The following is a 23,435-nucleotide window of genomic DNA, read 5'->3' as shown; positions in this document are numbered from 1 at the left end:
GAACTTGACGCCGCAAGCTGTTCTCGATCGTCTCAGGGAAGGCAATCGTCGTTTCGTTGCAGGAGAAGTGACTCTCCGCGACCACACCGAACAGGTGCGCAAGGCGGCAAGCGGCCAATTCCCCAAAGCCGTCATCCTTTCATGTCTGGATTCCCGTATTCCAGTTGAAGATGTGTTTGACTGCGGCATCGGCGATTTGTTCGTCGCTCGAGTGGCCGGAAATTTCGCCAATACCGACATCATCGCCAGCATGGAATTCGCATGTAAGGCCGCGGGTGCGAAGCTTGTCCTCGTTTTGGGCCACGGCCTTTGTGGCGCCGTAAAAGGTGCTATCGACCAGGTAGAGCTGGGCCATCTGCCTAGTCTCTTCGAGAAAATCGAACCTGCCGTCGAGCGTGCGTTGAAAGACGCGGGCGACCTGAACCGCAGCAGCGAAAATGCCATGCTGGTTCAATCGGTTGTCGAACATAACGTCGATCTGACCGTGGAGTACATCCGGAAAAACAGCGAAGTTCTTCTGGCTATGGAACAAGATGGCGACATCGCGATAACCGGCGCAGTCTATGATATGGAGACCGGCGAGGTTCTGTTCCGCTCATGACACGGCAAAGGGCAATCGGTGTCGAGCGATGTCCTAGCAAACGCTTTCCCGACTGTCGCGCAACTCTGCCCGACCAGAACGCTTCGAATACACGTCCGCTTTCGGGCGTGACGATCAGGTCACCGAGTGACCGAGATGGGGCGCGAAGCTGACGCCCAAGGTCAGGCTCCTGCACGACGGGTCCTACCTTATCAGCAGTCATGAGAGAGGGGGCGTCGCGATCTCAAAAGTGGCCATCGCACGCCACGGCCGTGATCGGACGCTCACCATCTCACGCTTCTTCGTGCAGAAACCGAGCCAAAAAAAAGCAATGCAGATGACTTTCGGAATCATCGGTGCGATAGTGAATGCAGTGTCGCGAAAATGGCGGCTTGGAGCTTGGTAACTCCATCTGACGACTGAGGCTTGGTCAGTGCAACTGGCCGGGTCGCTGTCGTGTATGTCCAAGGCCCTGCCTAAAGACGGCAGCGCGTTCGGACTCAGTCGCGGATGTTACCAAGGCCCGGCTTGAGGACCAGGTTAAGGTGCAGGACAAGTGCGCGTAAGATTACACGGAGGCTATCAACCGCACGAACTTCTCGATGCGATGGATGCTATCGTACAGACGCTAGTGCAGAATGGCGTCCAAGAATTTCGCGCGAGCTACTTCTACTTTCAACCTTACCGCGAAGGCAGGCAGCTCAATTTTGGCGATCAGGAAACAGGAGCGCCGTTCAGGTTGCTGGAATTTAACGGCAAGTGGCAGCCGAAAGCATTCAAAGTTTGCTCCCCGCGGCTTCGTCCCGGTTCAGAGGAGCCACCTAATACGTGAAGTTCGGCGTTTATGCTGACGAGCAAGAATATTGAATGAACGGCATCGCGAATTGCAGAAGCACTCCAGCTTCGCGCGAGGTCTCGCCGAGATTATGTCGACACTATCAGCTGTAACATATTGTAATTGCAAACTTTGGAGAATGTTGTCAGCATAAGATCGAACTACACATAATACGAGCTGGGGCACAAGATCACCGCGCTGGGCGGGAAGACCCGGTTCATCAGGATGCGCACCCGCAGCGGGCGGCTGATCGCCACCCGCGCGTATTTCCCCGACAGGCTTGCCGCGTCGGTGCGCCAGAAGACGCGCTGGACCCATGGCATCGCCTTGCAAGGCTGGGACCGGCTGGGTTGGCATGGCGGGGGGCTGTCGCGCTGGATGATGCTGCGCGATCGTAAGGGGCCATTCGCTGCCGTCCTGCTGGCGCTGGCCTATGTCCTGATCGCATCGACCGCAGCGCTGCACGCGCTGGCCCATTTCGAGCTGGTGCGGCCCCTGCCGCTCACGCCCGTGCTGAAGGTGCTGCTGGCGTTCAATCTCGCCGGGCTCGCGTGGCGGTGCCTCTTGCGCGCAATCTTTACCGGACGCGAATTCGGCTGGCGCGAGGGAGCGATGGCGGTCCCCCGGGTGGTGGTCTCGAACATCATCGCCATCATGAGCGGACGGCGGGCGGTGGCAGCCTATCTTGCCGCACTGCGGGGCCAGCCCGTGGTGTGGGACAAGACCGAGCATCGCGCCCATCCCGCCGCCCCGCCGCGCGCCAAGGCAGCCTGACGATGCCCGGGCACTGGCATGCGCGGGGGCGGCCGCTGGTCTGTCTCTGTCTTTTGCTGGGGAGCTGGACCCTGGCCCGTGCCGCCCTGTGGGAAAGCCCGTGGCCGGCCGAGATGATTGCCGACGTCGCCAGACCGGTCGCAGTACTGGCGGACGCCGCGCCGCTACAGGTTCCGTCAGTCATCCCGAGCACGGTTCGCTTGCTGCCGCCCGCCGCGGCACCGCACGGCGCCGGCTTGCGCCGGAATGCGATCGCTGGCCACCCGGGTCGCCCCGCCTCGGCGCCGTCGGGGTTGGCGATGTTCGAAGGCTTTGCCGGGTACAGCCTTCCGCCGGTCCCGGCGACCGCGGGCGAGGCGATGGCTCGCCGCGATGCCGCCCCGCCTTACCTTACGGCCGCCGCGCGGCCTTCACGGTTGCGGGTGGATGCCTGGCTGTTCCTGCGCGAGGGATCGCGAACCGCCGCGAGCGGGCGCGTCCCGCTTTACGGAGCGAGCCAGGCGGGGGCGGTGGTGGCCTACGCGCTCGCGCCGGCTTCGTCCCGCCGCCCCGAAGTCTACGCCCGTCTGAGCAAGGCGCTGATCGCCGGCGGGGAAAGCGAAGGCGCGGTTGGCCTGCGCGCACGGCCGCTGCCCGCCTTGCCGCTTGCCGTCCATGCCGAAGCCCGCCTCACCGAACACGTCGGCGACATCGAAGTACGCCCGAGCGCCTTCGTCACCGCCAGTGTCGGCGATGTCGCGCTTCCTGCGGCCTTCGACCTCAGCGCCTATGGCCAGGCGGGCTATGTCGGCGGGCGGGACGCTAGCGCCTTTGCTGACGGGATGGCTGTGGCCGACCGCCCGCTCGCCAGCGCCGGACCGGCGACCGTGCGTGCCGGGGCCGGGGTGTGGGGCGGGGCACAGGAAGGTACGGCCCGGCTCGACCTCGGCCCTTCGCTCAGCCTCGATGTGCCGCTCGCCGGCGCCGCGGTACGGCTGACGGCGGACTACCGCGTGCGGGTCGCCGGCAACGCTGCCCCTGCCGGAGGTGCGACGCTGACGCTGTCGACCGGATTTTAGGTGAAGCCACTTCATTCCCCGCCCCCCCTCGGATAGGGCAGGGCGATGGACGTCTACCTGCCCATCGCCAATCTTTCGGTGAACGGTCTGTGGATCGTCACGCTTGGCGCGCTGACCGGCATCCTTTCGGGCCTGTTCGGCGTCGGCGGCGGGTTCCTGACGACCCCGCTGCTGATCTTCTACGGCATCCCGCCGACGGTCGCCGCGGCCTCGGCCTCCACCCAGGTCACCGGGGCGAGCGTTTCGGGAGTTTTCGCGCACGGCAAGCGGGGCGGGGTCGATTACCGGATGGGCGCGGTGATGACCGCAGGCGGGATCATCGGCGCGGGTATCGGCTCGCTGCTGTTCCGGTTCTTTCGTGCCATCGGACAGATCGATGTCGTCATCAACGCCTTGTATGTGGTGCTGCTGGGATCGATCGGCATGCTGATGGCGCGCGAGGCGATCCAGACCCTGCGCGGCGGCGGCACGCGCGTGGTGGCCCGAAGGCGGCATCACCCGCTGGTCGCCAGCCTTCCGTTCCGGTACCGCTTCTACCGCTCGGGCCTGTACATCTCGCCGCTGGCGCCCCTGATCGTGGGCGTGGTGGTGGGCATCCTCACCATGCTGATGGGGGTCGGCGGCGGCTTCATTCTGGTGCCGGCGATGCTGTACATCCTCGGCATGAGCGCGAACGTCGTGGTGGGGACGAGCCTGTTCAATATCCTGTTCGTCACCATTGCCACCACCATGATGCATTCGCTTACGACGCGCGCGGTCGATATCGTGCTGGTCGCGCTGCTGCTGCTGGGGTCGGTTTCCGGCGCGCAGATCGGTTCGCAATGGGCGGTGCGGGCGAAACCCGAATATCTGCGGCTGATCCTTGCTGCCATCGTGCTGGTCATCGCCTTTCGCATGTTCCTGGGGCTGTTCTACCGTCCGGACGAAATTTACACGCTGGCGCCGCTGTGACCCGTTCGGTCCGCCCCTGGCTGGTACTGCTGGCGGCGTTCGCCCTGATGGGTCAGCGCGATCCGGTCCTGGTGCCGGAAATCTCGCAACACGAGGTGCAGGTGCGCCAGGGCTTCACCGGGACCGAACTGCTGCTGTTCGGGGCGGTCCTCGATCCTGCCGGGCAGGCGGCGCGCGACTATGCCATCGTGGTGGTGCTGAAAGGGCCCAGCGAACCCGTCCGCCTGCGCGAAAAGGAGCGCTTCGCCGGGGTCTGGATCAACGCCGAAAGCAGCGATTTCCGTTCGGTCCCTAGTTTCTTCGCGGTCGCCTCGTCCGCGCCGATCGATACCATCGTGGATGAAAAGACCGCCGCGATCTTCGAGTTCGGCACCCGCTACATCCAGCTGTCGCCAAGTGGCTCGATCGACCCCGAGGCGCTGTCGCGATTTGCCGCAGGGCTCGTCGATCTCAAACGGCGGCAGGGTCTCTACAAGCAGGATTTCGGCGGGGTGCGGATCGTCGAGGGGGTGTTGTACCAGGCCCGCATCGCACTTCCTTCCAACGTCACGACCGGAACCTACACGGCCGAAACCTTTGCCGTGTCGCGCGGCCGCGTCGTCGCCTCGGCCACGACCGAGGTCGAGGTGCGCAAGGTCGGCTTCGAGCGCTTCGTCGAAGACAGCGCGCGCAATTACGGGCTTGCCTACGGGCTGGTGGCGGTGCTGCTGTCGGTCGGGATGGGCTGGGGCGCAGGACGGCTGTTCGCCCGCCTGTGATGCTGCCGGCGCCGCGTTCGGCGCGCGCGTTGACCCGTTCTTAACCGCCCGCTGCCATCTGACGCAGGTAGAGCGCGCTGCGCGAAGCCAAGGACAGGGCCGTCACCATGAACGACATGACCAGCCGCACATTGCGTACCTTCGACCCGTCCCGCGAAGAGGGGGCAGAGCCGCCGCAGGGCCGCAGCAGCACCCTGCGCGACCGCATCCGCCGGGCGGAATCTCAGCCGGAGCCCGAAGCGGAGCCGGTCGATCAGACGCCCCTCTCGGCAACGCCCCCCTCGGCAACGCCCCCCTCGGCAATGCCCGTTCCGGATGCCGCTGAAGCCGGCGCTTACGAAACGTCGCAGCCTTGTACCGCGCCCCTGCCCGCCGCGCCGTCCGCGCCGGCGGCGGTATCGGGCGAGGCGCCGCCGCGCCAGTCCCCCGCTCCGTCCGAACCGCCGGTGGAGGTCGTGCCGGAACCTGCCCCTCAATCCGTCAGCGAGAACGCCTCGCTGCCGATCGGCGTGGTGCTCGAGATCGCCGGGTCGGGCTCGATGATCGCAGTCGATCTCCAGCGGTTGACCGAATGCGCCGACGATGCCGATCCCGCCGTCGCGATGGCCGGGCAGGTCGGCAGCCAGATCAAGATCCGCGTCGGCAACGCCTGGCTGATCGCCAGCGTCCGCAACCAGCGGCAGGACCGCAAGGCGGGCTCGATCCTCGCCAATATCGACTTCCTGGGGGAAGGCACCGAGGAACGCGTCACCGGCCGGCTGCATGGATTCCGGCGCGGCGTCACCCGCTATCCGGTGCCCGGCGCGCTGGTCTATCCGGCCAGCACGCAGGATCTGAAGCAGGTCTACGCGAGTGGTGGACGCAGCGCCATCACCATCGGCAAGGTCTATCCCACCAAGGACATCCGCGCCGGCCTCTATGTCGACGCTATGCTGGGCAAGCATTTCGCGCTGCTGGGATCGACCGGGACCGGCAAGTCGACCAGCGCGGCGCTGATCCTTCACCGGATCTGCGAAGCGGCGCCCGAAGGCCACATCGTCATGATCGATCCGCATGGCGAATATGCCGCGGCGTTCAAGCAGACCGGCGTCATCCTCGACGTCTCGAACCTGCAGATGCCCTACTGGCTGATGAACTTCGAAGAGCATTGCGAAGTGCTGCTCACCAGCAACGGCAACGACCGCCAGGTGGATGCCGATATTCTGGCCAAGTGCCTGCTGAAGTCGCGCCAGAAAAGCCGGCTGGCCGAGAAGATGGGCAAGATCACGGTGGATTCGCCCATCCCCTACCTGCTGTCCGACCTGTCGAACGCGATCAAGGATGCGATGGGCACGCTCGACAAGGCGACCAATTCGGCGCCCTACATGCGTATCGCCACCAAGCTGGAGGAACTGAAGAGCGATCCGCGCTACCAGTTCATGTTCTCCGGCATGCTGGTGGCCGATACGATGAAGGACTTCATCTCCAAGGTCTTCCGCATGCCGGCCAACGGCAAGCCGATCTCGATCATCGATGTCTCGGGCGTGCCTTCCGACATTACCTCGACCGTCGTCGCGGTGCTCAGCCGGCTGGTCTTCGATTTTGCGATCTGGGGCCGCGAGGAGAAGACCACCCCCATCCTTCTCGTATGCGAAGAGGCGCATCGATATGTGCCGAGCGAGAAGAACGCCGAAGGCAATTCGGTCGGCACCATCCTTTCGCGGATCGCCAAGGAAGGGCGCAAGTACGGCATCAGCCTCGGCCTGATCACGCAGCGTCCTTCGGATCTTGCCGAAGGCGTGCTGTCGCAGTGCGGCACGATCATCTCGATGCGCCTCAACAATGACCGGGACCAGGATTTCGTCCGCGCCGCGATGCCCGAAGGGGCGCGCGGCTTCCTCGATGCCATCCCCGCGCTGCGCAACCGCGAATGCATCATCTGCGGCGAGGGCGTCGCCATTCCCATCCGCGTGTCGTTCGACAATCTCGAGGAAATCAAGCGCCCGGCGTCCGAGGACCCGAGCTTTATCGAGATGTGGAACCAGTCGGGCGGCGAGGAAGATGTTGTCGAACGCACGGTCCAGCGCTGGCGCAGCCAGGGCTGAGCCGCAGCCGCCGACTGGTCAGGTGCCGCGCGTATCCCCGTAGAGGTGAATGTGCAGCCGGTCGCTCATGCGATAGCCGTGTTCGAGGCATAGGGGGGCCAGCCACTGCTCGCGGGTGCGCAGGGTGGCGCTGTCGGTCCCCTCGGGCATCAGGAAGATGCGCTCGGCCGGGACGGCATGGTGCTGCTGCAATTCGCGCACTTTGGCAACGTCCTCAGGCGCGGCGATGACGAACTTGAACCACGCGCGCGGGTCGGCGGCATAGGCGTCCAACCGTTCCGGCAGCAGTGCGAGATCCGCCGGATTGCCACTGTGCGACAATTTGGGGCTGACGTTGAACTGCGCGATGCGCCGGTCCAGCGAGGGCGGCGCGGCGGTGGTGCCGTTGGTCTCGATCTCCACGGTGATATCGGGCAGCAAGGCCAGCATCCGCGCCAGTGAGGGCGCCTGCAACAAGGGCTCGCCCCCGGTCACCACCAGCCGCCCCTGGCCGAGCGCGGCGATGCGCTGCGCCACCTCGGCTTCGTCCAGCGTCACCTGGTTGGCGCGCCGCTCGTATGTCACCCCATCGCGGTGAGGGCGGTTGTCGCCCTCGAAATGCCAGGTGTATGCGGTATCGCACCATACGCAGGCGAGGTTGCAGCGCGACAGCCGCATGAAAGCGACCGGCATCCCGGCGCTCGGCCCCTCGCCCTGTAGCGAGGCGAAGATTTCCGGCCCCCCTGTGTCATCGGTGGCGAGGACTAGGGGCACGTCAACCCAGCCGCGCCAGCGCCGCCTCCAGCCGGGCGATCTCGGACGAGTGGTGCGCGTGATCGGCGCGGGCCTTTTCCACCGCCTCGGGGTTGGCCCGTTCGACGAAGGCGGGGTTGGCCAGCCGCTTGCCGAGCGCGCCGTGCTCCTTGGCGCTCGCGTCCATCGCCTTGGCCAGCCGAGCCTTCTCGGTGGCGATGTCGATCACCCCTTCGAGCGGGACGATCACCGCATCGCTCCCCGCACCGATCTGCATCGCCGGACCGGGGGGCGCGGCGCCGACATGGACGGGCGCGAGACGCGCGAGCCTCTCGACCGCTGCGCTCGCCCGTTCGAGTACCCCGGCGGCGACCGGCGAGGGCGCTTCGATCCATGCCGCCAGCTTGACGCCCGGCGCGATGCCCAATTCGTTGCGGGCGGCGCGGGTGGCGGTGGTGAGCGCGATAACCCAGTCGATCGCGGCGACTGCATCGGCGCTGACATCGGCCTGCGGTTCCGGCCATTTCGCGGTGATCAGCGGATAGTCCGCCCGGCCGCCCTGCGCGTGCCACAGCTCTTCGGTGACGAAGGGCATGAAGGGGTGCAGCATGACGAGGATCTGATCGAGTGCCCAGCCCGCGACGGCGCGGGTTTCGCTGGCGGCCGGATTGTCGACCTCGCCCTGAAGGACGGGCTTGATCAGTTCCAGGTACCAGTCGCAGAAACGGTCCCAGACGAAGTGATAGATCGCGTTGGCCGCCGCATCGAAGCGCAGGTCGGCCAGCGCCTTGTCGAGCGCGTCGACGGTCTGTTGCACCTCGCCGATGATCCACTGGTTGGCAGCGAGGCGCGCGGGCGGGGCGGCGATGGTGTCGCTCGCGCCGATGCCGTTGGCCTGGCAGAAGCGCGCTGCGTTCCACAGCTTTGTGGCGAAGTTGCGGTATCCCTCGACCCGCTTCTCGTCCATCTTGATGTCGCGCCCCTGGCTCTCCATCGCCGCCATGAAGAAGCGCAAGGCATCGGCGCCGTAACGGTCGATCAGGCCGAGTGGATCGACCACGTTGCCCTTGGATTTCGACATCTTGGCGCCATCCGCCGCCCGGACAAGGCCGTGCAGATAAAGCCGCTTCCACGGATTCTCGCCGGTGAGGTGTCGTCCCATCATCATCATCCGCGCATCCCAGAAGAACAGGATGTCGAAGCCCGAGATAAGCAGGTCGTTGGGATAGTGCTTGGCGAGCAGGCCTGCATCGGCATCGGGCCAGCCAAGGGTGGCGAAGGGCCACAGGGCGGAGGAGAACCAGGTGTCGAGGACGTCCTCGTCCCGGCAAAGAGCAACGCTTGGACCTGCCTGGGCCTGCGCATCTGCCTCTGTCATTGCGACGTAGGCCTTGCCATCCGGTCCATACCAAGCCGGAATCCGGTGCCCCCACCACAATTGCCGCGAGACGCACCAAGGCTGGATGTTCTCCATCCAGTTGAAGAAGGTCTTCTCCCAGGTCCTGGGCACGATCTCGACCGCGCCTCTGCGCACCGCCTCGATCGGGGCGGCGGCCAGCTTCTCCGCGTCGACATACCACTGGTCGGTCAGCCAGGGTTCGATCACCACCCCGCCGCGGTCGCCGAAGGGGGTGGCGATGGTGCGGGGCTCCGCATCATGCTCCGCCCCGTCCTTGTCGACATGGGGGACAAGCAGGCCGAGCTTTTTGAGCCGCGCCACGACCAGTTCGCGGGCGCCGTCCACGGCGTCGCGGCGGAAGCGGTGCAGGCCGAGGAATTCCTTCGGCACCCGCCCGTCGGCGGTCTGGCAGACGTCGCCGTTGGCATCGAGCATGTTGAGCATCTCGGCGGCCTTGATCCCGGCGCGCTTGCCCACTTCGAAATCGTTGAAATCGTGCCCCGGGGTGATCTTCACCGCGCCGCTGCCCAGTTCGGGGTCGGCGTGCTCGTCGGAAATGATGGGCACCCGGCGCCCGGTCAGGGGGAGGACGACATGCTTGCCGATCACGCTGGCATAGCGCGCATCGGAGGGGTGCACCGCCACTGCCATGTCGGCCAGCATGGTCTCGGGCCGGGTGGTGGCGACCTCGATGAAGTCGCGTCCGTCATCCAACGTGACTCCGTCCGCCAGCGGATACCGCAGGCGCCAGAAGCCGCCCTGCACCTCGCGGGTCTCCACCTCGAGGTCGCTGATGGCGGTCTTGAGCTTGGGGTCCCAATTGACCAGCCGCTTGTCGCGATAGATGAGGCCCGCGTCATAGAGGTCGACGAACGCCCTGGTCACGGCCGCGGTGAAATGCGGGTCCATCGTGAATTGCTCGCGGCTCCAGTCCATCGAGCAGCCGAGGCGGCGCAACTGGCCGGTGATGGTGCCGCCGCTTTCCTCCTTCCACTCCCAGACCTTGGCAATAAACTCCTCGCGCGAATGATTGGTGCGCTTGTCGCCGGCGGCCTCGAGCTGGCGCTCGACCACCATCTGGGTGGCGATCCCGGCGTGATCGGTCCCCACCACCCACAGCGCATCCTTGCCGCGCAGCCGTTCGTAGCGCACGACGATATCCTGCAAGGTGTTGTCGAGCGCGTGCCCGATGTGGAGCGAACCGGTGACGTTCGGCGGCGGGTTGACGATGGTGAACGGTTCGGCCTCCGGGCGCGCAGGACGGAACAGGCCGTGCTGTTCCCAGTGGGCATACCAGCGCGCCTCGATTGCGGCAGGATCGAAGGTTTTCGCAAGCTCGGTCGTCATGCATTGCCCATGCCAGTGCCCATTGTGCGATGCAACGGGCGACGCGAGGCGGCTTGCCGTGGCGGGCGTTTCCCCGCATAGGCCGCGCGAATGGCAGAGTTCGCGCATTACGAACTGGACGAGGGGGCACAAGGGGGCGCGATCCTGACCTTGGCCGGCCCGTGGCTCGTGTCCACCGTCGGCAGGGTGGATCGTGAGCTGCGCGCGCTGAACGGCCCGATCGCCCGGGTGGACCTGTCCGGCGTCAGCGAGATCGATACGGTCGGCGCCTGGGTGGCAGCCAATCTGGCCGGCATTCACGATGCCAAGATCACCGGCGCGAGCGAGCGCGCCGCACGGCTGGTGAGCGCGATCGACCGCTTCCCCAGTGACGAGAAGGTATCCGCCCTGCGCCTGCCACTTGCGCGCCGGGTTCCGGCCTCGATCGGGGAAATGATCTACAACGGGCGCAGCGGGCTGCTCGGCGTTCTCAGCTTCCTGGGCGCCCTGCTGCTGGCCGCCGGCAACGTCATCCGCCATCCGCGCCGCTTCCGCGGGCTTGCGCTGGTGCGGCAGATGGAGCTGGTCGGCGTCTCGGCCTTGCCGATCGTCGGCCTGATGAGCTTTCTGATCGGCATCGTCATCGCCCAGCAGGGGGCGGTGCAGCTGGCGCAATTCGGGGCGGAAACGCTGACGGTCAACCTCGTCGGCCGCATCACCTTGCGCGAACTGGGCGTCCTGATGACCGCGATCATGGTCGCGGGTCGTTCGGGCAGCGCCTTCGCCGCGCAGATCGGCACGATGAAGCTGACCGAGGAGGTCGATGCGATGCGCACCATCGGCATTTCGCCGATGGAGGCGCTGGTCATTCCGCGGGTGCTGGCGGCGATCATCATGATGCCGCTGCTGGGCTTTTATGCCTGCGTCATGTCGATCCTGGGCGGGGCGGTGATCGGCGACCTGACGCTGGGCATCCCGTTCTGGTCGTTCCTGCTGCGCATCCAGGAAGTGGTGCCGACCTACGATCTGTGGGTCGGGCTTATCAAGGCGCCGGTCTTCGGTCTGATCGTGGCGCTGGCAGGCTGCTATCACGGCATGAACGTGCGCAACAATTCCGAAGAGGTCGGCCTCAGGACCACGATGGCTGTCGTGACCGGGATCTTCACGGTGATCGTCCTCGATGCGTTCTTCGCGGTGTTCTTCACGCGGGTGGGCTGGGCCTGATGGCGGACGATCTGCCCCCGCCCGGCCAGCACGAACGGTTCCGCGGCGAATATCCCATCGTCGTCGAAGGGCTGATCAACCGCTTCGGCGAGCAGACGGTCCATGACGGGCTCGATCTCAAGGTCCGGCGGGGCGAGATCATCGGCGTGGTCGGCGGCTCGGGAACGGGCAAGTCGGTGTTGATGCGCTCGATCATCGGGCTGCAACTGCCGGCGGCGGGCGATATCACGGTGCTGGGCCGCTCGCTTACCGATGGCGAGCCGGACGACGTGCGCGGCGTGCGCAACCGCTGGGGCGTCTTGTTCCAGGGCGGCGCGCTGTTCTCCACCCTCACGGTGGGCGAGAATGTCGAAGTGCCGCTCAAGCAGTTCTATCCCGAAATCGGGGACACGCTGCGTCACGAGATCGCGCGCTACAAGGTCGTCCTTTCGGGCCTCGCCGAAGAAGCGGTGAAGAAATACCCCAACGAGCTTTCGGGGGGCATGAAGAAGCGCGCTGGCCTCGCCCGGGCACTGGCGCTCGATCCTGAACTGCTGTTCCTCGATGAGCCTACCGCCGGGCTCGACCCGATCGGTGCGGCGGCGTTCGACCGGCTGACGCTGGAGCTGAAGAAGACGCTCGGCCTCACCGTCTTTCTCATCACCCACGACCTCGACACCCTGCACGAGATCTGCGACCGGGTGGCGGTCCTGGCCGACAAGCGCGTGATCGCGGTCGATACCGTGCCCAATCTGATGCAGCTCGACCACCCGTGGATCCAGGAATATTTCAACGGTCCGCGGGGCCGCGCGGCGCTGACGGCGCAGGCGCTCGACGAATTGCGGCGACACATGGACCAGCCGGTCGCGGCACACGCGGTCAAAGCGTTGGACAACTTCCCCGCCACCAAGGATAAGGCATAACGAATGGAAACGCGGGCAAATCACGTGTGGGTGGGGGCGGTCACGCTGGCGATCCTCGCCGCGCTGGCGTTGTTCATCGTCTGGCTGGCGCGCCTGGGCGAGGCTGACCAGAAGGAATACGATATCTTCTTCAAGCAGGCCGTCTCCGGCCTCAACACCGGCAGCCAGGTCGCCTTTTCGGGCGTACCGGTGGGGCAGGTGTCGCAGATCGTGCTGTGGGACAAGGATCCGCAATTCGTTCGCGTGCGGATCAGCGTGAACGACGATGTTCCAATCCTCGTCGGCACCACGGCGACGATCCAAGGCAGCTTCACCGGCGTTTCCACCATCATGCTCGACGGCGCACGCAGCGGCGCCCCGCCGATCAGTTGCGAAACCACCGCCTGCGTCGAAGGAGTGCCGGTCATCCCGCCGCAGGATGGCGGGTTCAACGCCATCCTCTCCAACGCCCCGCTGCTGCTCGAACGGCTCGCGACGTTGACTGAACGGCTGACCCAACTGCTCGACGATCAGAACCAGGGCGAGATCGCCGGTATCCTCGCCAACACGAACGAGATCACCGCGGGCTTCGCCGATGCGGCGCCCCAGGTCGAGAGGACGATGGCCGAATTGCAGATCACCCTGCGCGAGGCATCGGAGGCGCTCAACGAGTTCGAAAAGGTGACCGCGTCCACCGATCGGATCATCAAGTCCGAAGGGCAGGCGATCGCCCAGCAACTTCGCGCAACGCTCGATTCGGCCAGCGGGGCGGCATCCGCGCTGCAGACCACGCTCGAAGAAGCGCGCCCCGCCACCCGCCAGCTGACCGAAAGCACGCTGCCGGCGGCCGAGGCGACCTTGCGCGACCTGCGGGCCACCAGCAAGGCCCTGCGCGACGTGACCGAAAAGATCGACGAACAGGGCGCCGGCGCGCTGCTTTCGAGCCAGCCCGTGCCCGATTACGAACCGAAGTGAGACACCCTGCCATGCCCATCGCCCGTGCCTTCGCCGCGCTCGCGCCCGCCCTGCTCCTGGCCGGTTGTCTCAGCTTCGGACCCGAGACGCCTGAAAGCCTGCTGACCCTCACTCCCACAAACACCGCGCCGGCGGGGTCGGGAGCCTCGTCGGCGGCAGGCACCCCGATCGTGCTCGGCGAATTCGAGACTACCGCCGCACTCGATGTCACCCGCGTTCCGGTGCAGGTCGATGCCACCAGCATCGCCTATGTGAAGGACGCGGTCTGGGTCGAGAAGCCTGCGCGCCTGTTGCGCCGCTTGATCGGCGAAACCATCCGCACCCAATCGAACCGGGTCGTGGTGGATGGCGACGATCCGGGCGCGCTGGCCCCGGTGCGCCTCGGCGGAACGCTGCGCCAGTTCGGCTATGATGCGCAGACCTCGTCGGTCGTTCTGGTGTTCGACGGGGTGCTGCCTGGCGAGGGCGGCGGGGTGACGACGCGCCGGTTCCAGGCCATCGTTCCCGGCATCGCGCCCGAGGCGGCAGCCATCGGCCCGGCGCTCAATCAGGCGGCCAATCAGGTCGCCCTCGAAGTGGCGCAGTGGGCCGGGTGATCGCTTGAATCCGCCGCGTCCGGGGCGGGGCGCGACGCTTGCGCTGGCCGCAGCTGTCCTGCTGGGGCTTGGCACCTCGCTCTATCTGCGCTTCGTACGGGTCGAGGGGACGGCGATCGATGCGGCGCTGGCAGACCGTCTGGCGAACGCTCCGAACGCCCCTGCTACCGGCCCGGTCGACGCCGCGGTCGTTCTGACCGTCTTCACCGATTACCAGTGCCCCGCCTGCCGCCGGGCCCATCCGGCTATGCTGGCAGCGGCGCACGAGGCGGGTGACGTTCGCATCGTTTTTCGCGATTTCCCGGTGTTCGGGCCGGTTTCGCAGGATGCCGCCCGGATCGCGCTCGCGGGCGCGCGGCAAGGCCTCTATGCGCAATTGCACGATGCCTTCATGACCGAACCCCGCAAGCTGACACCCGCGGTGATGAGGCAGATCGTCGAGCGTGAGGGGGGAGACTGGCTGCGCATCCTTGCCAGTATCAAGCAGGGCGAGCCGACCGAGCATCTTCGGGAAAACCAGCGCGACGCGATGCGGCTCGGCGTGCGCGGTACGCCGACTTACGTCATCGGGCGCACCCGCTATCTCGGCGCGCTGTCGGAAATGCAATTTGCCCGCGCCATCGCCCGGGCCCGTGACGAGGGCGAATGAACGCGCACCCGGAACGCAAGGCCCGCCTGTACCGTTCGGTTACCCGTAAGGGAAATGTCTTCCCGAAGGAGACGAACGATGGGTGAACTCACCGACAAGGCCAAGGGCATCGCCAACGAGATCAGCGGCAACGCCAAGCAGGCGTCGGACGATCCGGCAACCCGCGCCGAAGGTCACGCGCAGGAGCGCAAGGGTGAGGCGCAGAACCTGAAGGGCAAGGTCAAGGGCGCGCTGGGCGACAAGATCTGAACCGGCGGCGGGGGCAGGGCGCACCTGCTCCCGTTCAGCCTTCCTCGATGGCGCGAAGGAACCGCAGCGCCTTGAGGAAATGTCCGCGGCGGCGCTCGCGCCGGGCATCGGCATCCTCGTCACGGCCCCACAGGTCCGCCTGCCAGTCTTCCTCCAGATTGGCAGCCACCCACAAATCTTCGCCGGCCGCATCCGGCTCAAGCGCCGCCATACCGATAGCGAGCGACGCGCTGAGCGAAACGATCTGTTCAAGCGCGACGAGGCGGAACGGGTCGAGCGCCACGATCCGCCGGCGCAGTTTCGCGATGGCCTGCGCCGGCTGTGCGCGGTGAACGACCCCGCTGATCCGGTGGAGCGCGATGCCCTCACGCTGTTCGACCGCGGCCAGCAGGGGCTCCCACACCTCGTGCTGTCGGCGGAACAGAGGCTCCTCGGGGTCGGCGCGATAGCACAGGGTATCGGTCTCGCCGTAGCCTGCAAGCTTGTCCACCAATGCATCGGGATCGGTATCGACCACGTCGATGGCATAGTCGCTCATGTCGCGAAAGGCGAAGCCGCCGGGGTCGAGCTCCTCGCCCTGATCGCGCCACTCGGCGGCGAGCAGGTCGGCCAGCGCGGCGGTGGGAACGATCTGCGGCCGCCCGCCCTGGCTCTTGAGCGGCCGGCCGTCGAGGCTGACGATCCAGCCGCTGCGCGCCCCGCTGCCGCCGACCTTGGCGACGGTCACGTCGGTGTAGAACCGCTTCATTGCCGCGTCTTCCAGTGCTTGGCCATCAGCACCGGCAGGAAAAAGAAGGCGACCGCGCCTCCGATCAAGAGCACGGCCCCTTGCGCCTCGTTGAGCGGCAGCGTGCCGGCAATGGCCATCGCCCCGGCAAGGGCCATGGCCAGACCCGCCAGCCGCAGCCCCTGAAGGATGAGGAACCGGCGAAGCGTGCGCCGCTCCTGCGCGGGATCGGCGCTCATCGGCGGATCTCCTGTTCGAGTTCTTCGATCGTCTCGGCAACGCTTCCGGCGCCGGCGGCCAGCAGTTCGTCTGCCTCGTGATAGCCCCAGGCGACGCCGATGGCCCGCACCCCGGCGGCGCCGGCCATCGCCATGTCGAAGGTCGTGTCTCCGATCATCACCGCCGCCTCCGCCCCCACTCCGGCCTCGGCCAGCGCCTGTTCGAGCATGGCAGGATGGGGTTTCGACGGGTGGTGATCGGCCGTCTGCAAGGTAACGAACCGATCGGCCAGACCATGCCCGGCAAGGCACGCGGTCAGCCCGCGGTGGCTCTTGCCGGTGGCGATGCCCAGCTGCCACCCGTCATCGGCCAGACGGACGATCAGTTCCGCGATCCCCTCGTAAAGCGGCTCGTCCAGCCTGCCGGCGATGCGCCGGGCGCGGAAACTGTCTTTGTAGGCGCCGACCAGCCGGTCATGCCCTTCGGCCCCGGCGCCAGGTGCGAGGATCGCCATCGCCTGCGGCAGACTCAGCCCTACGACCCGGCGGATATGCTGACGCGAGGGGGCGGCCAGTCCGGCAGCGGCGAAGGCATCTTCCATGGTCTCGCAAATGGCGGCCTGCCCGTCGACCAGGGTGCCGTCGCAATCGAAGACCGCCAGCCGCGTCATCGCATTACCGCCGGGGCTTGCCGGCCTTGCCCGGTGCCGCCCCACGCGCCCGCCGCGGGGCGCGCTGGGCCTTGCGATATTGCTTGGCATGCTGGCGCGCTTGCTGCTTCTTCTCCTCGCGCGACTTGGGCGGGGGATCGTCACGCATCGGCGTGGCGTCGCTCTGCTTCTCGTCGAAACCGAGCTGGGCCATGCTGGCGGCGAAATGTTCCGGCAGCGGGGCCGTCACGTCGAGCTTGCCGCCCTGCGGGTCGTCGATCACCAGCCGCCGCGCATGAAGGTGCATCTTGCGACTGATGCTGCCGGTGAGAAAGGCGTCCTTGCCCCCGTACTTGCCATCGCCGACGATTGGATGACCCATCGCCGCGCAATGCACGCGCAGCTGATGGGTCCGCCCGGTCATCGGCTGAAGTTCGAGCCAGGCGACCTTGCCGCCGGCACTTTCGACCACCCGGTACTTGGTCCGCGCCGGCTGGCCGCCTTCGTGATCGACATGCATCTTCTCGCCGCCCGAGCCGGGCTGCTTGGCCAGCGGCGCCTCGATCACGCCCTGACGAATGTCGGGCACGCCGACGACCAGCGCCCAGTATATCTTCTTGGCGCTGCGCCCGGAAAAGCGGCGCGAGAAGAACGCCGCGCTGCCCGGCGTGCGCGCGATCAGCAGGACGCCCGAGGTATCCTTGTCGAGCCGGTGAACGAGCCGCGGGCGCGGTGCCTCGTCGCTGTCCATGAAGGCATCGAGCAGCCCGTCGACATGGCTGTGCGTATTGGTGCCACCCTGGGTGGCGAGGCCGGGGGGCTTGTTGAGCACCAGTGCCGCTTCGTTTTCGAAGATCAGCATGGCGCGCGCCTCGGCGATCTGATCGTCGGTCAGCGCTCGCCGGGCGGGCCGCGGGCGTCCGGGTGTGTCGCCGCCCGGAGGGACGCGAATCTGCTGCCCGGCAAGAAGGCGGTCTTCGGGCCGTGCGCGCTTGCCGTCGACCCTGATCTGTCCGGTTCGCGCCCAGCGGCTGATGGTTGCAAAACCGATCTGCGGCAGATGCCGCTTGAACCACCGGTCGAGCCGGATGCCATCGTCGTCGGACGCGACGGCGAATTGCCGGACTTCATCCGCGCCGGTCATGCAAAGGCCCTCCGCGCCGTAGCGACCCGCTGCCCGATCGGAGCGACGCAGAGGGCGAAAGGCGGAGCAGGGGGGCAGGTCGACATCGCCCCGGCCCTAGCGCGCATGGCGCACAGTGGGAAGCACCGCAAACGCTTGCCAAGGCAAATGGGCAGATGTATGTGCGCGCCGCGCGAGCCGACCCGTGACGGATTCGGCGCGTGGCTCGTTTCGTGAAGACGAACCCGGATGTAATCCGACCCGGATCGAGATATCAAGGAGGCGCACCCCGCACGATGGCGGGCTCTGGCCCGTCAAGTAAGGTTGTGTACCGTATGCAGATTACCGTTCGCGATAACAACGTCGACCAGGCTCTCCGCGCGCTTAAGAAGAAGCTGCAGCGTGAAGGCGTCTATCGCGAAATGAAGCTGCGCCGCCACTACGAGAAGCCGAGCGAGAAGCGCGCCCGTGAAAAGGCCGCTGCGGTTCGCCGTGCGCGCAAGCTCGAGCGCAAGCGGATGGAACGCGACGGCGTCAAGTAAGGCGGCCGCGCGGGCGGTTCGTAGCGGGCCGTGCGCGACACGTTAGGCGAGGGCGGCACAGGCAAAGCGCCTTGCCTCGCCCTTGCTGCTAAGCCATGAGGGCGCGGATTTGCTCCGCGCCCTTTGCGTATCAGGATACCTGTCGATGACCGAGATTACCCGCGTCCCCCTTCGCCCGATCCGCAAGGGCTCGCTCGGCAAGCTGTGGCTAGGGGTGGCGGCGGCGATGCTGGCGGCGGCGGGTTTCGCCTACGCCGCGATGCCCCGCGGGCTCGAGGTCGAGACGCTGGTCGAAGGCACCGGGGCTGCGCCTGATATCGGGCAGGTCGTTTTCGCCAAGTATGTGGGCACATTGCCAGACGGGACCGAGTTCGACCGCTCGCAGCCCAGCCCGCTGCCCCCGGGCTTGTTCCCGGACGGCACGCCCTTTCCGCTGGAGGAAGGCGGCGGACTGATTCCCGGCTTCGTCGAGGGATTGAAGCAGACCCGCGAAGGCGGCACCTACCGGATCGAGATCCCCGCCGATCAGGCGTATGGCGCCAACCCGCCCCCCGGATCGCCGATCCCGCCAAACAGCGATCTTATCTTCGAGGTCGAGGTGATCGACGTGATGCCGCTGGAAGAAGCGCAGCAGCGTTTCATGCAGTTGCAGGCGCAGATGGGCGCGCAGGGCGGTCCCGAAGCGGCCCCTGCACCCGAGGCCCCGCGCTAGTCGATCGGCATGGCCGCGGGCGCCGTGAACGAAGCGGCCAATCCATCATCGCACGGCGAGTGGGACTTGCGCCCCTGGGTGCTTGCCGGGTTGCTGGGCCTTGCAGGCTTTCTGGTCTGGCTGGCGATGCCACAGGCCTTGAATTCGTCGGAACCGTGGCGCGCGGCATTGGCCGCGCTGGCCTTTTTCGCTCCGCTGGCGCTGGCCTTCACGCTCGATCGAAGTGACTGGCGCGGCCCGCTGGTGTTTGCGGCGCTCGTCGGCGCGGTCATGGCCGGCATCGCCTGGCGTGTGGCAAGCGCCGACCCCTATCTGGACATCGGTGGTTTCTGGTTCGCCGGCGGCGTGGTGTCCTGCGCGCTGGCGCTGCCGCTGTTCCAGGCCGGCTGGCATCGCCTGCGCGGCGAAACGCCCTATCCCGCGCTGCATTACCATGTCTGGACCGACGCGATCTCCGCCGGCGGTGCGCTGGCCTTCACCGGGCTCGCCTGGCTGGTCATCCTTCTCTTGAGCGAACTGTTCCACGCGATCCGTATCGATCTGCTGCGCGACCTCATGGGCGAGGACTGGTTCGGCTGGGTCTTCTCCGGCCTCGCTTTCGGGGCGGCGCTGGGCGTGCTGCGCAATCAGCTCAAGGTGATCGGCACCCTTCAGAATGTCGTGCTGCTGGTGCTCGCCCTCATCGCGGTGCCCTTGGCGGTCGCCTTGACGATATTCCTGCTGGCGGTCGCGACGAGCGGATTGGACGTGCTATGGAGTGCGACAAACAGCGCCACGCCTTTGTTGCTGGCGCTGGCTGCGGGCAGCTTCGTTCTGGTCAATGCGGTCCTTCGCGACCGGGACGAGGCCGCCAGCGCCTCGCGCGCGATGCGTTATGCCGCGCTGGTGCTGGCGCTCGGCATCCTTCCCCTGGCGATACTGACTGCCATCTCGCTGGGCACCCGCATCCATCAGCACGGGCTGAGCCCCGAACGCATCTGGGGCCTGGTCGCGATCATCGTCGCGGTCGCCTTTGGTATCGCCTATTTCGTCGCCGCGATCCGCCGCCGGCGGAGTGGCTGGGACATTCTGCGCCGGGCCAACATCCACCTCGCCGTTGGCACGAGCGTGCTGGCCTTGCTGCTGGCCTTGCCGATCCTCGATTTCGGTGCCATCGCGACCCGTAACCAGATCGCCCGCCTGGCTGCCGGCAAGGTCGCGCCCGACACGTTCGATTATGCCGCCCTGCGCTGGGATTTCGGCGAGGCCGGACGGCGCGCGCTTGCGCGGCTGGCCAGCTCTCCCGACGAGGCGATCGCCGCCCCCGCGGCCGAGGCACTGGCGCAAAAGACCGCCGCATCGCGCTATGGGCCCGAAAGCATTGCGCCATCCGTCCGGATGGAGAACCTGCGCGTCGTGTCGGAAGATCCCTTGTGGGAGGGTCGTATCCGGCAATGGGTGCGGACGCAGGAATGGCACTGCACCGGGCTGTGCATCGCCATCGATACCGGCATCGCGCGGGGCGATGGCCGCTGGGTCCGCCTGATCGAGGGGCAGTCGGTCGCGGACTGGATCGTCCCCGCACGCAGCACTCCCAAGCCTGCTGAAGACGGGATCGTAACCGTGCCCGCCGCGCCCCGGACAAGCCCTCAGGTGCCCGAATTGCGGCCGAACTCAAAGGTCGAAATTCGCGAATGGACCGGGCGGCGGATCTATATCGACGGTCAGCCGGTTGGCGAACCGTTCGATACTCCTGCCAACGCGCTTGAAGGCGGGGGTCCGCCTCGCTAACGCGCGGTGCCATGTCAGTCACACGAGAAGATGTCGCGAAGATCGCCGCGCTGGCCCGGATCCGGATGGACGAGGGCGAGCTTGACCGGATGGTGCCCGAGCTGAACGGCATCCTCGCCTGGGTCGAACAGCTGGACGAAGTGGACACCGGCGACATCCAGCCGATGACCGCGGTGATCGAAAACCACCTGCGGCTGAGAGACGACGTGGTCGACGCCGATCCGCTGACCGCCGGTGGCAAGCGCGACGCGGTCCTCGCCAATGCCCCTGCCGCCGAACACGGCTTCTTCGGCGTGCCCAAGGTAATCGAATAGACATGACCGACCTTACCGAACTTGGCGTCAAGGCCATCCGCGACGGCGTTGCCGCCGGCGATTTCACCGCGCGGGAGGTGGCCGAGGCGTTCAATGCCGCGGTCGATGCCGCAGCCGCGCTCAATGCCTTCATCGTCACCACCCCCGATCATGCACTCGCGGCGGCGGACGCGATCGATGCCCGGCGGGCCGCGGGCGAACCGTTGGGCAAGATGGCCGGCGTGCCGATCGGGATGAAGGATTTGTTCGCGACCCGCGGGGTCCAGACGACTGCGGCAAGCCACATCCTCGAAGGCTTCGTTCCCGAATACGAAAGCACGGTCAGCCAGAACCTGTGGAATGCCGGCGCCGGGATGCTGGGCAAGCTCAATCTCGATCAGTTCGCGATGGGTTCGTCGAACGAAACCAGCTATTTCGGCAACGTCTCGTCGCCATGGCAGAAGGCGGGCAGCAATGCCGCGATGAGCCCGGGGGGGTCGTCCGGCGGATCATCGGCCGCAGTGGCTGCGCGCATCGCTCCGGCGGCGACCGGGACCGATACCGGCGGTTCGATCCGCCAGCCGGCCGCCTTCACCGGCATCAGCGGCATCAAGCCGACCTACGGGCGGTGCAGCCGCTGGGGCGTGGTCGCCTTCGCCAGCAGCCTCGATCAGGCCGGGCCGATGGCCCGTGACGTCACCGATTGCGCGATCATGCTCGAGGCGATGGCCGGTTTCGATCCCAAGGACGCCACCAGCCTCGACCTGCCGGTGCCCGAATGGGAAGCCGGCCTCGATCCGGATCTCAAGGGCAAGCGGGTCGGCATTCCCCGCGAATATCGGCAGGACGGCACCGACGATGAAATCATCGCCAGCTGGGAACAGGGCAAGGCGTGGTTGCGCGATGCCGGGGCCGAGATTGTCGACATCTCGCTGCCACACACGAAATATGCGCTGCCGGCCTATTACATCATCGCGCCCGCCGAAGCATCGAGCAACCTCGCCCGCTATGACGGCGTGCGGTACGGCTTGCGCGAGCTGCCCGAAGGGGCGGGCCTGCAGGACATGTATGCCGCCACCCGCGCAGCCGGCTTCGGCGACGAGGTGAAGCGGCGCGTACTGATCGGCACCTATGTGCTGTCCGCCGGCTTCTACGACGCCTATTACACTCAGGCGCAGAAAGTCCGCGCGCTGGTGGCGCAGGATTTCGCCCGGGCCTTCGAGCAGTGCGACGTAATCCTTGCGCCCACCACGCCCACCGCCAGCTTCCCCCTCGGTTCGCTGAACGAGGACCCGCTGACGATGTATCTGAACGACGTCTTCGCGGTGCCCGCCAGCCTCGCCGGCCTTCCAGCGATGAGCGTGCCGGCCGGCCTCAACCGCGACGGGCTGCCGCTGGGTCTGCAAGTGATCGGCCGGCCGTTCGACGAGCAGAGCGTCCTCAACGCCTCCCTTGCGATCGAGCAGCGGGTGGGATTCGCTGCCAAGCCCGACAGGTGGTGGCAATCCTGAAAGGCGCGGCGCTCGAAGGCGCGAAGGACCTGCTTCGCGGCGGGGTGCGATTTTTCGGCGGCGCGCTGGGCAAGCGGTCGATCGATACCCGCGGCGGACGGATTGCGCTGCGCCCCGGAACGAGCGACCTCGAGGTCGTCCGCCAGGTCTGGCGCGACACGCAATATGCGATCGTTCATCCCCCCATCGCCGAACGCCTGACCGCATTCGAAGCTGCGATCCGTGCGCGGGGCAGGGTGCCGGTAATCGTCGATGCGGGGGCCAATATCGGCGCCTCGGCGCTGTGGCTGGCGCGCAAATGGCCGCATGCCAGGATCATCGCGGTGGAGCCCGACCCGGCCAATGCGGCTAGGGCCCGGCACAATTGCGCCGATCACGCCGCGATTACGGTAGTGGAGGCCGCCATCGGCGGTACGCCCGGGTTTGTCACACTTGACCCCGCTGCCGGGGCCTATGCGATCACCACCAGCCGATCGCCGCGAGGATGCCCGATCATGACCATCGCGCAGTGCCTTGCCTTGGTCGATCACGGCGAACTGTTCGCGGTGAAGATCGACATCGAAGGTTTCGAGGACGATCTTTTCGCCACCGAAACCGCCTGGCTCGACGAGGTCGCCCTCCTCTACATCGAGCCGCACGACCATCTCTTCCCCGACCGCGCCAGCAGCCGCACGTTCCAGCGCGAACTGGGCCGGCGCGATTTCGATCTCGTGATCAGGGGCGAGAACCTCGTTTACGTAAGGCGCGCGTCCACGATCGAACAAGACCGTTAAAACAAGGCTCTGCGTAACCGCCCGACATGCGGGCGGGTTACGGAA

The 23,435-nt window shown here is 66.6% G+C and carries 24 protein-coding genes; 18 read left to right on the top strand and 6 right to left on the bottom strand.

The features are described from left to right. The 6 genes from ACHFFA_RS01465 to ACHFFA_RS01440 all read left to right on the top strand — a co-directional run. Positions 1-601, top strand: a 601-nt coding sequence (locus tag ACHFFA_RS01465) for a carbonic anhydrase family protein (protein WP_394269064.1), incomplete at its 5' end; no start/stop codon positions are given. A 1,039-nt stretch (positions 602-1,640) separates the two neighbouring features. After that, positions 1,641-2,189: a hypothetical protein gene (locus ACHFFA_RS01460; protein WP_394269063.1), complete on the top strand. Its 549-nt coding sequence runs from the start codon at positions 1,641-1,643 to the stop codon at positions 2,187-2,189. A gap of 2 nt (positions 2,190-2,191) precedes the next feature. Further along, positions 2,192-3,247, top strand: coding sequence for a hypothetical protein (locus tag ACHFFA_RS01455; protein ID WP_394269062.1), 1,056 nt, complete (start codon positions 2,192-2,194; stop codon positions 3,245-3,247). 45 nt (positions 3,248-3,292) lie between these two features. After that, positions 3,293-4,198, top strand: a complete 906-nt coding sequence (locus tag ACHFFA_RS01450) for a sulfite exporter TauE/SafE family protein (RefSeq protein WP_394269061.1) — start codon at positions 3,293-3,295, stop codon at positions 4,196-4,198. A 47-nt stretch (positions 4,199-4,245) separates the two neighbouring features. Continuing rightward, a complete protein-coding gene (locus ACHFFA_RS01445; RefSeq protein WP_394269065.1) occupies positions 4,246-4,956 on the top strand; it encodes a TIGR02186 family protein in 711 nt (236 codons plus the stop codon). Between the two features lie 107 nt (positions 4,957-5,063). Further along, a complete protein-coding gene (locus ACHFFA_RS01440; protein WP_394269060.1) occupies positions 5,064-7,040 on the top strand; it encodes an ATP-binding protein in 1,977 nt (658 codons plus the stop codon). Positions 7,041-7,058: 18 nt separating this feature from the next. Here the strand turns inward: ACHFFA_RS01440 and ACHFFA_RS01435 are convergent, their stop codons facing one another. Continuing rightward, positions 7,059-7,793, bottom strand: coding sequence for a 7-carboxy-7-deazaguanine synthase QueE (locus ACHFFA_RS01435; RefSeq protein WP_394269059.1), 735 nt, complete (start codon positions 7,791-7,793; stop codon positions 7,059-7,061). A gap of 1 nt (position 7,794) precedes the next feature. Next, entirely contained in the window at positions 7,795-10,518 is a 2,724-nt protein-coding gene (locus ACHFFA_RS01430; protein WP_394269058.1) for a valine--tRNA ligase, read from the bottom strand. A 90-nt stretch (positions 10,519-10,608) separates the two neighbouring features. On the opposite strand from ACHFFA_RS01430, the gene ACHFFA_RS01425 reads away from it, so the two are divergent. The 6 genes from ACHFFA_RS01425 (at position 10,609) to ACHFFA_RS01400 (ending at position 15,071) form a co-directional block, all read left to right on the top strand. Continuing rightward, positions 10,609-11,721, top strand: a complete 1,113-nt coding sequence (locus ACHFFA_RS01425; RefSeq protein ID WP_394269057.1) for an MlaE family lipid ABC transporter permease subunit — start codon at positions 10,609-10,611, stop codon at positions 11,719-11,721. Then, the gene (locus ACHFFA_RS01420; RefSeq protein ID WP_394269056.1) at positions 11,721-12,623 is read left to right on the top strand and encodes an ABC transporter ATP-binding protein; all 903 of its coding nucleotides are present in this window, start codon (positions 11,721-11,723) and stop codon (positions 12,621-12,623) included. The genes ACHFFA_RS01425 and ACHFFA_RS01420 overlap by 1 nt, the downstream gene beginning before the upstream one ends. Before the next feature lie 3 nt (positions 12,624-12,626). Then, on the top strand, positions 12,627-13,577 hold the full coding sequence (locus tag ACHFFA_RS01415; RefSeq protein ID WP_394269055.1) for an MlaD family protein: 951 nt from the start codon (positions 12,627-12,629) through the stop codon (positions 13,575-13,577). 11 nt (positions 13,578-13,588) lie between these two features. Further along, positions 13,589-14,173: an ABC-type transport auxiliary lipoprotein family protein gene (locus ACHFFA_RS01410; protein ID WP_394269054.1), complete on the top strand. Its 585-nt coding sequence runs from the start codon at positions 13,589-13,591 to the stop codon at positions 14,171-14,173. Positions 14,174-14,177: 4 nt separating this feature from the next. Beyond that, positions 14,178-14,822 (top strand): DsbA family protein, encoded by a 645-nt coding sequence (locus ACHFFA_RS01405; RefSeq protein ID WP_394269053.1) that lies wholly within the window; start codon positions 14,178-14,180, stop codon positions 14,820-14,822. Positions 14,823-14,900: 78 nt separating this feature from the next. Continuing rightward, positions 14,901-15,071, top strand: coding sequence for a CsbD family protein (locus tag ACHFFA_RS01400; RefSeq protein ID WP_394269052.1), 171 nt, complete (start codon positions 14,901-14,903; stop codon positions 15,069-15,071). A gap of 34 nt (positions 15,072-15,105) precedes the next feature. Here the strand turns inward: ACHFFA_RS01400 and ACHFFA_RS01395 are convergent, their stop codons facing one another. From ACHFFA_RS01395 to ACHFFA_RS01380, 4 genes are read right to left on the bottom strand one after another with little or no spacing between them, the layout of a single operon-like run. Continuing rightward, entirely contained in the window at positions 15,106-15,819 is a 714-nt protein-coding gene (locus ACHFFA_RS01395) for an ATP12 family chaperone protein (protein WP_394269051.1), read from the bottom strand. Beyond that, complete coding sequence (locus tag ACHFFA_RS01390) at positions 15,816-16,037, bottom strand: hypothetical protein (protein WP_394269050.1); 222 nt, start codon at positions 16,035-16,037, stop codon at positions 15,816-15,818. The genes ACHFFA_RS01395 and ACHFFA_RS01390 overlap by 4 nt, the downstream gene beginning before the upstream one ends. After that, complete coding sequence (locus ACHFFA_RS01385; protein WP_394269049.1) at positions 16,034-16,687, bottom strand: HAD-IA family hydrolase; 654 nt, start codon at positions 16,685-16,687, stop codon at positions 16,034-16,036. The genes ACHFFA_RS01390 and ACHFFA_RS01385 overlap by 4 nt, the downstream gene beginning before the upstream one ends. Before the next feature lie 4 nt (positions 16,688-16,691). Continuing rightward, complete coding sequence (locus ACHFFA_RS01380; protein WP_394269048.1) at positions 16,692-17,810, bottom strand: RluA family pseudouridine synthase; 1,119 nt, start codon at positions 17,808-17,810, stop codon at positions 16,692-16,694. 314 nt (positions 17,811-18,124) lie between these two features. Here ACHFFA_RS01380 and rpsU point away from each other — a divergent pair, with 314 nt between their 5' ends. The 6 genes from rpsU (at position 18,125) to ACHFFA_RS01350 (ending at position 23,390) form a co-directional block, all read left to right on the top strand. After that, positions 18,125-18,331 (top strand): 30S ribosomal protein S21, encoded by a 207-nt coding sequence (gene rpsU / locus ACHFFA_RS01375; protein ID WP_279349533.1) that lies wholly within the window; start codon positions 18,125-18,127, stop codon positions 18,329-18,331. A 145-nt stretch (positions 18,332-18,476) separates the two neighbouring features. Then, positions 18,477-19,043, top strand: a complete 567-nt coding sequence (locus ACHFFA_RS01370) for an FKBP-type peptidyl-prolyl cis-trans isomerase (protein ID WP_394269047.1) — start codon at positions 18,477-18,479, stop codon at positions 19,041-19,043. 9 nt (positions 19,044-19,052) lie between these two features. Continuing rightward, positions 19,053-20,813 carry a DUF4153 domain-containing protein gene (locus ACHFFA_RS01365; RefSeq protein WP_394269046.1) on the top strand — a complete coding sequence of 587 codons (1,761 nt, stop codon included), beginning with the start codon at positions 19,053-19,055 and terminating at the stop codon, positions 20,811-20,813. 11 nt (positions 20,814-20,824) lie between these two features. Beyond that, on the top strand, positions 20,825-21,127 hold the full coding sequence (gatC, locus tag ACHFFA_RS01360; protein WP_394269045.1) for an Asp-tRNA(Asn)/Glu-tRNA(Gln) amidotransferase subunit GatC: 303 nt from the start codon (positions 20,825-20,827) through the stop codon (positions 21,125-21,127). A 2-nt stretch (positions 21,128-21,129) separates the two neighbouring features. Beyond that, a complete protein-coding gene (gene gatA / locus ACHFFA_RS01355) occupies positions 21,130-22,617 on the top strand; it encodes an Asp-tRNA(Asn)/Glu-tRNA(Gln) amidotransferase subunit GatA (RefSeq protein WP_394269044.1) in 1,488 nt (495 codons plus the stop codon). Then, positions 22,605-23,390: an FkbM family methyltransferase gene (locus ACHFFA_RS01350; RefSeq protein WP_394269043.1), complete on the top strand. Its 786-nt coding sequence runs from the start codon at positions 22,605-22,607 to the stop codon at positions 23,388-23,390. The genes gatA and ACHFFA_RS01350 overlap by 13 nt, the downstream gene beginning before the upstream one ends. Positions 23,391-23,435 lie beyond the last annotated feature (45 nt).

It is taken from the genome of Qipengyuania sp., assembly GCF_043423005.1.
Classification (GTDB): domain Bacteria; phylum Pseudomonadota; class Alphaproteobacteria; order Sphingomonadales; family Sphingomonadaceae; genus Qipengyuania.
This window is presented reverse-complemented; position numbering and strand designations above follow the sequence as displayed.